We start from the raw sequence: 12551 nt of genomic DNA on the forward strand, positions 1-12551 counted from the left end.
TTACCGATCCGAAAGGACAGTGCCGAGGTGCTGCAGGTAGGCGATGATGGCGTCCATTTCGGACACTCCCTCAACCGCTTCCTTGGCACCAGCGATGTCTTCGTCAGTGTAAGGCACGCCCATTCCACGCAGCACTTCCATCTTCTTGGCGGTGTACTTGCCATCGAGGACGTTGTCCTGCAGCCAGGGGAAGGCGGGCATCTTGGATTCCGGCACCACGTCACGCGGGTTGATCAGGTGAGCACGGTGCCAATCGTCGGAGTAACGCTTGCCGACACGGGCCAGATCCGGACCGGTACGCTTGGAGCCCCACAGGAAGGGGTGTTCCCAAACGCTTTCACCGGCGACCGAGTAATGGCCGTAGCGCTCTGTCTCGGCACGGAAAGGACGAATCATCTGCGAGTGGCAGCCAACGCAGCCTTCACGGATGTACAGGTCACGACCTTCCAGTTCCAGGGCAGTGTAAGGGCGCAGGCCCTCTACCGGCTGGGTGGTTTCCGGCTGGAAAAACAGCGGGACGATCTGGACCAGGCCGCCGAAGCTGATGGCGATAACCATCAGCACGACCATCAGGCCCAGGTTCTTTTCTACGGTTTCATGCATTTTCATCTAATTCGTCCCTCAAGCAGTCTGGGCTGCGGCTTCAAGTGCCGCCGGCTTGCTGTGACGCACGGTACGCCACACGTTGTAAGCCATCAGCAGCATGCCCAGCAGGAAGAAGGCGCCGCCGATCATCCGCACGATGTAACCCGGATGGCTGGCTTCCAGAGCTTCGACGAAGGAGTAGGTCGGAGTGCCGTCGACGTTGACTGCACGCCACATCAGACCCTGGGTAATACCGTTGACCCACATGGCAACGATGTAGAGCACGGTGCCGATGGTCGCCAACCAGAAGTGGGCGTTGATCAGCGGGGTGCTGTACATGGCTTCGCGACCAAAGATCTTGGGGATCATGTGGTACAGAGAGCCGATGGAGATCATGGCAACCCAGCCCAGAGCACCGGCGTGTACGTGACCAATGGTCCAGTCGGTGTAGTGGGACAGCGCGTTCACGGTCTTGATGGCCATCATCGGGCCTTCAAAGGTGGACATGCCGTAGAACGCCAGCGCCACAACCAGGAAACGCAGGATGGGATCGGTGCGCAGTTTGTGCCAGGCGCCGGACAGGGTCATCATGCCGTTGATCATGCCGCCCCAGCTCGGAGCCAGCAGAATCAGCGACATCACCATGCCTAGGGATTGAGCCCAGTCAGGCAGGGCGGTGTAGTGCAGGTGGTGGGGGCCGGCCCAGATATAGATGGAGATCAGCGCCCAGAAGTGCACGATCGACAGGCGATAGGAGTAGATCGGACGCTCAGCCTGCTTGGGTACGAAGTAGTACATCATTCCTAGGAAGCCCGCAGTCAGGAAGAAACCAACCGCGTTGTGGCCATACCACCACTGAATCATCGCGTCAGTCGCACCGGCATACATGGAGTACGACTTGGTCAGTGAGACCGGTACCGCCATGCTATTGACGATGTGCAGCACGGCGACGGTGATGATGAAACCACCGAAGAACCAGTTGCCGACATAGATGTGCTTCATCTTGCGCTTCATGATGGTGCCGAAGAACACCAGCGCATAGCTGATCCAGACGACCGCAATCAGGATATCGATCGGCCATTCCAGCTCGGCGTATTCCTTGGTGGAGGTCAGACCCTGTGGCAGGGTGATAACCGCCAGCACGATCACTGCCTGCCAACCCCAGAAGGTGAAAGCAGCCAGGCCGTCGGAGACGATGCGCGCTTGTGAGGTTCGCTGCACTACATAGTAGGAGGTAGCAAACAGGGCGCATCCGCCAAAGGCGAAGATGACGGCGTTGGTGTGCAGTGGACGAAGACGCCCAAAGCTGGTCCAGGGTAAGCCAAAATTAAGTTCAGGCCAGACCAGTTGGGAGGCAATAAAGACGCCCATGGCCATGCCTACGATACCCCAGACGACCGTCATGACGGCGAACTGGCGTACCACCTTATAGTTATAGGCTGTCGGAGTGGTAGCTGTGCTCATGCGAGATTCCACGGATAGCAGTTGGTTTATGGGTATTAAAGCGCTGGCAAGTATGAGGAAAGCCCGCGCGCATTGCAATGACATAGGTCATTGTTTGGCCGCGGGAAATGGCCTCTGGAACGGCTTTGCAGGCTATTGTTATGCTGCTGCTATGACGCCTTTGGCAGTTGTTCATCGACCGCTTGGTTGCTGGCATGTCACCGTCTTCCGATGAGCGCTGATGAGGGCTACGGGTTTCCGGCCGCCTGCGCGCGAGGCCCGTATGTTCTGCCCTAATCAGCGTAGCCGTCGCTGGCGGATCTGTGAAGCGCAGCGGATCAAGTTTGCCGCTGTGACAAGATGTCGCATTCCACTATTGAGAGAAAATATGTCAAACGCGGTTTTGCTTGATGAAGCGGTAACCCCCCTGGGGGCCACGTTGGTGCTTGGACATGGTGCGGGTGCGCCGATGGACAGTCCTTTCATGGCGCTTTTGGCCGCGCAGCTGGCGCTGCGCGGCGTACGCGTACTGCGTTTTGAGTTTCCTTATATGGCTGCGCGGCGACGTGATGGCGGCAAGCGCCCACCCAATCCCATGCCGGTTTTGCAGGCCCATTTGCGCGAGCTGTGCGGTGAGCTGGATCAGCCGTTCTTTGTCGGTGGCAAGTCCATGGGCGGTAGGGTAGCCAGTATGCTGGCTGGCGAGTTGGGCGCGCGTGGCTTCCTTTGTTTTGGTTATCCCTTTCATCCACCGGGCAAGCCGGAGAAAACGCGTATCGCGCATTTGCAGCAGCTGGAGTGCCCTGGCCTGATCTTACAGGGCACCCGCGATCCCTTTGGTAAACCGGAGGAGCTGGCAGCTTATACGCTGGATTCACATCTGCAGCTGCATTGGCTGGACAGCGGTGAGCATGACTTCAAGCCATTGAAGGCGAGTGGGCGAACGCAGCAGGAGTTGATAGCCGAGGCGGCCGAGGTGGCTGCCGGTTTCTGCCGGCAGCACCTGTGATATGAGGGGGTCAGACGCCCAGGGCGGCGGGCATGATAGCGGCGGACATAGTGCCCCAGCGGCGGCCTTTGACAAAGATAGGCACGTAGAGGACGAAGACCACCATGGTAGTGCCCGGTAGCACGAAGGTGCCCAGGTTCAAATAGGTGCATGAGCCCATGACCCGCAGATCGGCCTCGCTGGTCACCGCAAAACGCTTGTAGTTACTGCGCGCCGCGTCGGTAGCGAAGTCACCGGTCGGAGGTTGGGAAGAGGCCGTGCGGCTGGTTGGCAGATAGCCCTTTTCGTTGACCGCAGCGGTGTACACGACGCCGTCCTTGCCGCCCTTGTCCCACTCATCCAGCAGCGGGCGTACGCGCTCGATAAAGGCGTTGGCCCAGCTCACCTCGTGCTTGGGTGGATTGGTGTTGGCGATAGGGGTGTAATGCTGATCGAACAGATCCACGCCGCTGTCTGCCAGTTGCTCAAGGCGGCTTTCCATCTCGCGGCGCCGCCCCATCAACAACTCAGTCACCGCTTCCAGGTGACCTTCACCCAGCCGGAAACCGGCGAGCGCGCGCAGGGCCAGGTTGGTGTTGTCGCGCAGGGAGTCGGCCTGGGTAAAGGTATCTTCCATGCGCTTGCTGATAGTCATGCTGAGATCGCGTATTTCGCCGCCATGCTGCAGGGTCTCGGCGTTGGTGGCCGTCAACTCTTCCAGGGCGCTGCTGACCATCAACAGGTCGTCGTTGGTACGCTGGAAATCCTCTACCAGCGTATCGAACTGATCAGCAGCGCTGCTGACAGCGGAGCCGGTGGATTCGGTTTGCTCCAGCATGCCGTGCGTCTGTTGCTCGGCACCGGCCATGGCCTCGGTCATCTGTTCCATCAGTTGACTGATCTGCTCGGCAGCGTTGCCTACCTTGAATGACAGGTTACGCACCTCATCGGCCACCACGGCAAAGCCGCGCCCCTGCTCGCCGGCGCGGGCCGCTTCAATGGCTGCGTTCAGGGCCAGCATGTTGGTCTGTGCGGAGAAATCCTGGACCGTTTTGAGAATCTCACGCACTTTGCCCGATGTGGCGTCCAAGGCATTGATATTGTTCTTAAATCCATCCATGGCAGCGTTGATCAACTTCATCTTGTCGCGGGCATTGCCGAGCTGCACCTTGGACTCGCGGGCCATGTCCAGATTGCGGGTATTGACCTCGGTCACCCCGGTGGCGCGTGAGGAGATATCCTGCAGCGCCTGGGTGGTCTGCTCGCTGGCGTGGAAGATGAGTTCGGACAGCTGCTGCTGTTTGCCGGCATCGCGCGCGGCTTGCTCGGACAGTAGTCGGCTGTTGGCGGATGCCAGGGCGGTACCCAAGCTGTTTTGTTGCAGCTCGAGCATGATGCTGCGCAGGCGGTTGTTCAGTTCGGCGAACTGGCGGCTGGCTTCTTCGCTGGTGGTCTGATCCAGCGCGCGCAAGTCAATCTGCTGGCTATTGGTTTTGCTCAGTTGGTTGCTCAGTGAGGTCCCGGTACCGGCAGTGCCCGGTACACTCCACCAGGTCAGCAGCAAGGTGGGCGCGACCATAGCGATAGCCACCCAGAACAGCGTGCCCTCGGCGATCGATATCAAAGCAACAAAGAAAAACAGCTCGCAGGCCATTAACCCCAAACAGCGAACCAGCGGTGACAACGCCGGTGCGGAGGAGGGCTTGTTGTGTCGGTCCGCAGACAGGGGAGCGGCTGGGTACTGGTTTGGCATGGTTGACTCGCTGCATCGTTATTTTTATTGGGCAGTGCTTGTAATAACACACTGTCACAAAATGAGACTCTCGTCTCGTTCTAGACACAGTATCGGCAGCTGCTCAGCAAATCTATAGGTCATTTCTGCCATTTGCCCGGCTGATTTGCAGTTTAATGTAAGCGACTGTAGTCGGGCTGGCCCTGCCGAGCGCTGGTTCAATGAGCCAGCGACGGCAGCCAGAGAGACAGGCTGGGGAAGAGTACCAGCAGCAAGGTGGCAAACAGCAGGATGATAATGAAGGGCGGTGTGCCTTTTATTACATCGAAATACGGCCGCCGGAAAATCGCCATCGCAGTGAAGATATCGCAGCCAAAGGGCGGTGTGGCCGAACCTATGGCGGCCTGCAGGGTGACGATCACGCCGACATGAATCGGATCCAGACCGGCAGCTTCAACCGCGGGCTTGAACAGCGGTGTCAGAATCAGGATGACCACAATAGGGTCGACAAACATGCAGCCGATGAAAAATGAGACAGCAATCAGGCCAAGAACCAGCGTTGGGCTATCGCCAATGCTGGCAATAACCGGCTCCAGTATGGCTTGTGGAATGCCGGCAAAAGAGATGGTGTAGGTAAAAGCATTGCCGGCAGCCACCAGAATGAACACCACGGCGGTGATCAGACCGGTGGACAGGGCCACGTCCCAGATCTCTTTCAGTTTTACCGCGCGCAGGATGATGACCTCAAGAATCAGTGCGTAGAGTACGGCGATGGCAGCGGCTTCGGTGGGGCTGAAAATTCCGCCATAGATGCCGCCCACCACCACCAGCGGGAAGCCCAGTGGCAGTAACGCCTTCTTCATTGCCTGCCAGCGCACCGCCCAGCCGACGCGCTCTTCGGGTTCGATACCCATACGGATGGAGCCAATCCAGCAGTACACCGAGAACAGCACCAGAATCAGCAGGCCAGGCAGGATGCCGGCGATGAACAGGTCGCCGATCGATGAGCCCGATACCACGCCGTAGATGATCATGCCGATGCTCGGCGGAATCAGCAGGGCAATGTCGCTGGCATTGATGATCAGCGCGATGCTGAAGGCGTCGGAGTAGCCCTTCTCAAGCAGCTTGGGCCGCATGGGACCGCCCATGGCGACGACGGTCGCCTGCGTTGAACCCGACACCGCGCCGAACAGCGTGCAGCTGGCTGCCGTGGTAATCGGCAGGCCGCCGCGTAAATGGCCGACAAAGCTCTGTACCAAGTCAAGCAGCCGCTGGGAGGTGTGGCCGCGGGTCATCAGGTCTGCGGCAAATATGAACAGGGGCACCGCGGCCAGTGCCCAGGATTGCACGCCACTGATCATCTGCCCCATCAAGAGTCCAACATTGCCCATGTCGATAACCAGAAACAGCAGCATCAAGCTGGCGACCAGCAACGGCACCATCATCGGGAAGCCCAGCATCAACAGCACTATCATGGTTATGAACGTCAGAGTCAGCATGCGGGGTCCAATAGCTAGCGGTTAGACGGCGCCATCGTCGGGAATGGCGTCGTACTCTTCTTTCTCGGTGAAGGAGCGATAGATGTCGCGGGAGATCAAATTGCGGATGGCGGTGAGCCAGTATTGAATGCCCGCCAGAGCAAACCCGATTGGTGCTGCCAGGTAGGGAATCCACAACGGGATTTGCAAGGCAGAGGAGGTGCGCCCGCGATCCTGAATAGCGCTGACGTATTCCCAGGCGTACCAGGCGAAGTAGAACATCAAGGCGCCGGTCAACAGGCTGATGCATACCAGCAGCGCCTTGCGTGGCCAGCCGCTGAGCTGATCGTAGAAGGCCGACATGCAGATGTGGCGGGCCCGCCGCACGCCGTAACCCAGGCCGGCAAAGGTCATCACAATCAGGCTTATTTGAGTGAGTTCGACCTGCCCGGTGAGACCGTTACCCAGCAGCTGCCTGCCCAGTACATGCACTATCAGCAAACCGGCGAGAAACAGCACGCTGAGCCCGAGAATGGTTTTTTCGATGTGTTCCGACGTGCGATCCAGTGCGCCCAGCGCTTTGCTGAGCAATGCCTTTGGAGAGTGGCTGGCCGACGTGTCGCCAGGCTCGGGCATTGAGCTGTCCTCTGCTTGGCCTGTTGGGTCAGGCTCTGACCGGGTGCGTGAAAATACGGCCCGATTTGAATTCGTGTGCTGAAATCGACGTGCCGGTCAGCTTGTGATGGCGTTATCGATTTACGATCTGTTTTTGAACATACCCTATCCCAAGCGGTTTTGCACGGGTGGACATCCGCTGGTCGTATGTTAGGGTTATTTAGCTAACCAGAACAGTTGATAAGGAGTGTTCCATGAATTGGCGTAATGGATGTATTGGTGCAGCGGCAGTCCTGCTGGCGGCCTGCGGATCGGATGAAGAGCCTACGGCTGAAACTGCGGCGCCCGAAGCGGAAGCGGAGCAAACCACTGCCGCTGCCGAACCTGAGACCTGGGGCTTTGCGCTGGAAGAGATCGAGGGCAGCGTCCAGTACGAATACGGCGCCAAGTTCGCCGAGCTGGTCAAGGAAAAGACCGATGGCGAGGTGGAGGTGAAGCTTTATACCTACGGCCAGCTGGGTGGTCTGACAGATATCTATGATCAGGTTCAGTCAGGCGCCGTACAGTTTGCCTTTGGCTCCGGCTTTCTGGGCGGGACCGTTCCCGAGTCGCAACTGTTCAGCCTTAACTTTGTGCTGACCGACAACGAAAAAACCAACGCCGAGATCCTCAACGCGCCTGAGTTCCGCAAGAACGAAGATCTGGTCGCGTCTTTCCGCGAACGTGATCTACAGCCCCTGGCCATCGTGCCCGAAGGCTGGCAGGTATGGAGCGCGAATAAGGAAGTGCGGTCTCCCGAGGATTTCGACGGCATGGCCATCCGCACCATGGATAACCGCCTGCTGCGCGAAACCTACAGCGCTTATGGCGCCGATCCGACCACCATGGAGTACGGCGAGTTGTTCAGTGGCATGCAGCTTGGCCAGCTGGACGGCAACATCCAGCCGGTCTTTGCGCATCAGGAGATGGATTTTTACAAGGTCCAGGACTACCTGATCTTTGCCAACCAGGCTGAATTCATCGCCACCTTTATGGCCAACAGCCCTTGGTATGACGGCTTGAGCCAGGAGCGCAAGGACGTGATTGAAGAGGCGGTCACCGAGCTGGTGCCTTACATTCACGACGTGCAGACCCGCCTGAACACCGAGCGTCTGGATATCATCACTGAGAACAGCGATATCGAGCTGGTTTACTTGACGCCAGAGCAGCGTGAGGTGTTCCGCGAGCGCAGCCTGCCGGTACGTGAAGTGTTTTCCGAGATGGTGGGTGAGCGTGGTACGCGCCTGATGAATGCCCTGCTGGAGCAGGTCGAGAAGGCGGATGTAGACAAGTCGGCAGCTGCTGCCGAACCCGCTGCGGCCGAACCAGCCGATGAGCAATCAGAAGCAGAAGAGCCTGCAATGGATGAGGCTGCCTGATACGCAGTGAGCCATTTGCAGTAGTGCTTACCTCGAGTCGCGTATTCGAGGTAATTGCAGAAAACCCGGATTGGCGTGAGCTGATCCGGGTTTTTTGTGGTCGCACGTTAGGTAGTCGTTACTCACTTCCAATGGAGAACACCATGAGCAAGACAGTCAGCACCATTGACCCGAGCACAGGTGAACAGATTACCGAATACCGCTTGCTGAGCGACGAGGCGGCCAGCGCTGCAATCGATCGCGCTGACGCCGCCTTTCAGAGCTGGCGAATGGAGAGCCTGGCCAACCGTGGCAAGGTACTGAATAAAATGGCCGACCTGATCGAGCAGCACAGCGATGAGCTGGCGCAGCTGATGACCCGCGAAATGGGCAAGCCGATTGCCCAGGGCGGCCAGGAGTGTCAGCTGTGCGCAGCTATCTGCCGGTATTCTGCCGAGCAGGGGCCCGAGCAGTTGAAGGATGAAACCCGGCCGCTACAGGGTGGCCGAGCGCTGATTACCTACCAGCCAATCGGCGTGATTCTGGGCATTCAGCCGTGGAACTTCCCGCTGTACCAGGTCATCCGTTACAGCGCCTGCAATATCATGGCGGGCAACACTACTGTGCTGAAACACGCGAGCAATGTGTTCGGTATGGCGCAGAAGATCGAGCAGCTGTATCTCGAGGCGGGCTTGCCGGAGGGTGTCTTCCAGTCGCTGTTGCTCGACGGCGCCGGTGCCAGCAAATTGGTGGAGCATCCCAAGGTGCGCGGCGTTACCTTTACCGGCAGCGACAATACCGGCAAGAAGATCGCCGAGGCAGCCGGTAAGGTGGTTAAGAAAACAGTGCTGGAGTTGGGCAGCAACGATGCCTACGTGGTGCTGTCCGATGCCGATATTGAATTGGCGGTGAAAACCTGCGTGCAGGGGCGTGTGGTCAATAACGGCGAAACCTGTGTGTCTGCCAAGCGCTTTGTGATCGCGGCGGATGTATACGATGAGTTTCGCGATGAGTTTGTCGCGCAGATGGCCGCCATCAAGACCGGTGACCCGCGCCAGAAGGGCACCCAGTTGGGCCCCATCGCCCGCAAGGACCTGCGCGAGACCCTGCACGAACAAGTTCAGGAGTCGGTACGCCAGGGCGCTAAAGTCAGTGTGGGCGGGCAGATTCCCGAGGGCGCCGGCTTCTTCTACCCCGCTACGGTACTGGAAGACGTCAAACCCGGTATGCCGGCTTACGACGGCGAGTTGTTCGGGCCGGTTGCGGCGCTGATCAAGGCTGCCGACGATGAAGATGCCATGCGTATCGCCAACGACTCGCGTTATGGTCTGGGTGGCGGTATTTTCTCGCGTAACGAAGATCGCGCCATTGAGCTTGCGCGACTGCATTTTGATACCGGCATGGTCAACATCAACGGCTACAACCTGGCGCAGCCGCACTTGCCCTTTGGCGGCGTGAAGGACAGCGGCTATGGCCGCGAGCACGGTGGATTTGGCATTCGCGAGTTCGTCAACATCAAGGCGGTGATGATCAGTCACCAGTAAGGCGGTCGCCGCACTGTCTGCACCTCTGCGCGCAGTGCGGCGCTCTTTCATGATGGCCAGCGAGCCAGTAGCATAGCGCCCATTCCCCAAGTTGATCGGAACACCCCATGAGCCAAGTTGATCGCGCTGCTGTCGAGCAGGCCATAGCCCAGTACCAGGACCCCTATCTGAAAACCGATCTGATCAGCAGCGGCTGTCTGCGGCGTCTGGATATAGAAGAAGGGGTGGTCAATGCCGAATTGGTACTGGGGTATGCTGCGGGCTCCATCGTCGGCGGCATTGCGCAGATGATCCAGACCGCTGTCGAGAACCTCGACGGCGTCACCGCCGCCCATATAAAGGTAGGCTTTGAGGTCGCTGCGGGCGAGCTGCAAGGCAAGGTGCCGGCGCTTGCCAACGTCAAGAACGTGATTGCCGTGGCCTCGGGTAAGGGGGGCGTGGGCAAATCTACTACGGCTGCCAACCTGGCGCTGGCGTTGTCGCGTGAGGGCGGCAAGGTTGGAGTACTGGATGCCGATATCTACGGCCCCAGCATGGGCTTGATGCTGGGCCTACCGGAAGGTACCCGGCCCGAGGTGCGCGACAACAAATGGTTCATCCCGCCGCGCGCACACGGCTTGCAGGTGATGTCGATGGCTTTTCTGGTCGACGACACCACGCCGGTGGTCTGGCGCGGGCCCATGGTGTCGGGTGCGCTGATGCAGCTGCTGACCCAATCGGCCTGGGATGAGCTCGACTACCTGGTGGTCGACATGCCGCCGGGCACCGGTGATATTCAACTCACCCTTGCGCAAAAGGTGCCGGTAACCGGCGCGGTGATCGTGACGACGCCGCAGGATCTGGCGTTACTGGATGCCAAGAAGGGCATCGGCATGTTCGAGAAGGTGAATATTCCGGTGCTGGGTGTGGTCGAGAATATGGCTATTCACATCTGTTCCAACTGTGGTCACGCCGAGCATCTGTTTGGCGAAGGCGGCGGCGAACGCCTGGCCGATGAGTACGGGGTAGACCTGTTGGCCTCGATGCCGCTGTCGATGATGATTCGTGAGCAGGCAGATGGCGGCAAGCCCACTGTCATCGCCGAACCGGAATGCCAGATCAGCATGATCTACCAGGATATGGCGCGACATGTCGGCGCGCGCATCAGCCAGCAGGCGGCTGGCCAGGGGATGCCGGAGATCAGCATCAGTGATGACTGACCGTGGTCTTTTGTCCGCTCCCATAACCCGGTAACATGCAGGCTCTTTTTCGACCAGTTCAGGACACACCATGAGCATCAAAGCCGACCGTTGGATCCGCAGAATGTCCCAGGAGCACGGGATGATCGAGCCCTTTGTGGAGCGCCAGGTGCGCGGCGCGGAAGGCGATCGGGTGATCTCTTATGGGGTGTCCAGCTACGGCTACGATGTACGCTGTGCCGATGAGTTCAAGGTATTCACCAATATTCACTCGGCCACTGTCGACCCCAAGCACTTTGATGAAAAGAGCTTCGTTGATGTGAAGGGTGATGTTTGTATCATTCCGCCAAACTCCTTCGCGCTGGCACGCACGGTTGAGTACTTCCGCATTCCGCGCGACGTACTGACCATTTGCCTGGGCAAGAGCACCTACGCGCGTTGCGGCATTATCGTCAACGTCACGCCGCTGGAGCCTGAGTGGGAAGGGCACGTGACCCTCGAGTTCTCGAACACCACCACGCTGCCGGCCAAGATTTACGCCAACGAAGGTGTGGCGCAGATGCTGTTCTTCGAGTCTGACGAATCCTGTGAAGTGTCTTACCGTGACCGTGGCGGCAAGTACCAGGGCCAGCGCGGTGTGACCCTGCCACGCGCCTGAGGCAAGTGGATGGCAAAACCGGCGCTTTAGCGCCGGTTTTTTTTGCTTGAATCACAGCTAACGCAGCATTGCAGACGTAAAAAAACCGGTCTGCGAACCTTGCCGTGGAACAAGGCGTGCGAGACCGGTGTAATGCTACTGCTTCAGCTGATGACATCCCTGGATGAGTGGGGATGTCAGATAGTGCTCTTACAGAGACTTGGACACGGAGAAAGTGAAGTTCGCGTCGCAAGAGTCGCTGTCTGAATAGGCGCAGTCGTCACCTAGGTCGGTATCGCTATACATCAGCGCCATGTCGAGGCCCAGGACGGTTTTGCCGATGCTGACAGCCCAGTCGCCGTACTCTTCGTCACCGTCAACACCGTTCAGCGGGTCTTTGGTATCGGTCAGACCGTAGTGCAGGCCCAGACCCATGTCCCATGGCAGGTCAAAGCCGTAGTCGATGTAGGTATACAGGGCGCTGGACGGGTCATAGGCGTACTTGGCGCCTAGAGTGAAGCCATACAGGCTCAGGCTGGCCAGCGCTTCTTCGACGTCGATGGAGCTGTTTTTCGGATAAGTGTAAGTGGCCCAGGACAGGTCGTAGGTGATGTCATCGGTGATGGCGCCGCCGTAGCCTGCGTAGTAGTCGATTTCTACGCTGGCGCCACCGAAGTCGTCGGCATCTACGTTGGATGCCCAGGCGCCGATGTACAGGCCGCTTTCATGGGCGAAGTCCAGGCTGCCTTGAATTGCGCCTGCACCGTCAGTCTGAGACTGGCCGCGCCAGATGTAGTCGGTGGCGAGAGTTACAGTCATGCTCGCGTCGATTTCCCCAATCGCTGTGTCAAATGCTTCAGCGTGTGCCATGTTGGCAAAGGACAGTGTGCTGGCGGTAGCAACGGCAACTGCAAGTTTCTTCATCATCGCGTGTTTCCCCAAAATGTTTTGATT

At 58.6% G+C, this 12551-nt stretch carries 11 protein-coding genes; 5 read left to right on the plus strand and 6 right to left on the minus strand.

Going from position 1 to position 12551, the window contains the following annotated elements; all coding sequences use genetic code 11:
* Both ccoO and ccoN read right to left on the minus strand, forming a co-directional pair.
* Positions 1-609 carry a cytochrome-c oxidase, cbb3-type subunit II gene (gene ccoO, locus BLU26_RS00750; RefSeq protein ID WP_092283050.1) on the minus strand — a complete coding sequence of 203 codons (609 nt, stop codon included), beginning with the start codon at positions 607-609 and terminating at the stop codon, positions 1-3.
* Between the two features lie 12 nt (positions 610-621).
* Positions 622-2049 (minus strand): cytochrome-c oxidase, cbb3-type subunit I, encoded by a 1428-nt coding sequence (gene ccoN / locus BLU26_RS00755; protein WP_092283051.1) that lies wholly within the window; start codon positions 2047-2049, stop codon positions 622-624.
* Positions 2050-2416: 367 nt separating this feature from the next.
* On the opposite strand from ccoN, the gene BLU26_RS00760 reads away from it, so the two are divergent.
* Positions 2417-3037: an alpha/beta family hydrolase gene (locus BLU26_RS00760; RefSeq protein ID WP_092283052.1), complete on the plus strand. Its 621-nt coding sequence runs from the start codon at positions 2417-2419 to the stop codon at positions 3035-3037.
* 10 nt (positions 3038-3047) lie between these two features.
* Here the strand turns inward: BLU26_RS00760 and BLU26_RS00765 are convergent, their stop codons facing one another.
* The 3 genes from BLU26_RS00765 to BLU26_RS00775 all read right to left on the minus strand — a co-directional run bounded on the left by BLU26_RS00765 (position 3048) and on the right by BLU26_RS00775 (position 6862).
* Complete coding sequence (locus BLU26_RS00765; protein WP_092283053.1) at positions 3048-4769, minus strand: methyl-accepting chemotaxis protein; 1722 nt, start codon at positions 4767-4769, stop codon at positions 3048-3050.
* Positions 4770-4966: 197 nt separating this feature from the next.
* On the minus strand, positions 4967-6247 hold the full coding sequence (locus tag BLU26_RS00770; protein ID WP_092283054.1) for a TRAP transporter large permease: 1281 nt from the start codon (positions 6245-6247) through the stop codon (positions 4967-4969).
* A gap of 21 nt (positions 6248-6268) precedes the next feature.
* Complete coding sequence (locus tag BLU26_RS00775) at positions 6269-6862, minus strand: TRAP transporter small permease (protein ID WP_092283055.1); 594 nt, start codon at positions 6860-6862, stop codon at positions 6269-6271.
* A 233-nt stretch (positions 6863-7095) separates the two neighbouring features.
* On the opposite strand from BLU26_RS00775, the gene dctP reads away from it, so the two are divergent.
* The 4 genes from dctP to dcd all read left to right on the plus strand — a co-directional run bounded on the left by dctP (position 7096) and on the right by dcd (position 11618).
* Positions 7096-8259, plus strand: a complete 1164-nt coding sequence (gene dctP / locus BLU26_RS00780; RefSeq protein WP_092283056.1) for a TRAP transporter substrate-binding protein DctP — start codon at positions 7096-7098, stop codon at positions 8257-8259.
* Between the two features lie 143 nt (positions 8260-8402).
* Positions 8403-9782: an NAD-dependent succinate-semialdehyde dehydrogenase gene (locus BLU26_RS00785; protein WP_092283057.1), complete on the plus strand. Its 1380-nt coding sequence runs from the start codon at positions 8403-8405 to the stop codon at positions 9780-9782.
* Between the two features lie 107 nt (positions 9783-9889).
* On the plus strand, positions 9890-10981 hold the full coding sequence (gene apbC / locus BLU26_RS00790) for an iron-sulfur cluster carrier protein ApbC (RefSeq protein WP_092283058.1): 1092 nt from the start codon (positions 9890-9892) through the stop codon (positions 10979-10981).
* Between the two features lie 70 nt (positions 10982-11051).
* Positions 11052-11618, plus strand: a complete 567-nt coding sequence (dcd, locus tag BLU26_RS00795) for a dCTP deaminase (RefSeq protein WP_092283059.1) — start codon at positions 11052-11054, stop codon at positions 11616-11618.
* 189 nt (positions 11619-11807) lie between these two features.
* Here the strand turns inward: dcd and BLU26_RS00800 are convergent, their stop codons facing one another.
* Positions 11808-12524, minus strand: a complete 717-nt coding sequence (locus tag BLU26_RS00800; RefSeq protein ID WP_092283060.1) for a TorF family putative porin — start codon at positions 12522-12524, stop codon at positions 11808-11810.
* Between the last annotated feature and the right edge of the window lie 27 nt (positions 12525-12551).

This window comes from Halopseudomonas sabulinigri (assembly GCF_900105255.1).
GTDB classification, from domain to species: domain Bacteria; phylum Pseudomonadota; class Gammaproteobacteria; order Pseudomonadales; family Pseudomonadaceae; genus Halopseudomonas; species Halopseudomonas sabulinigri.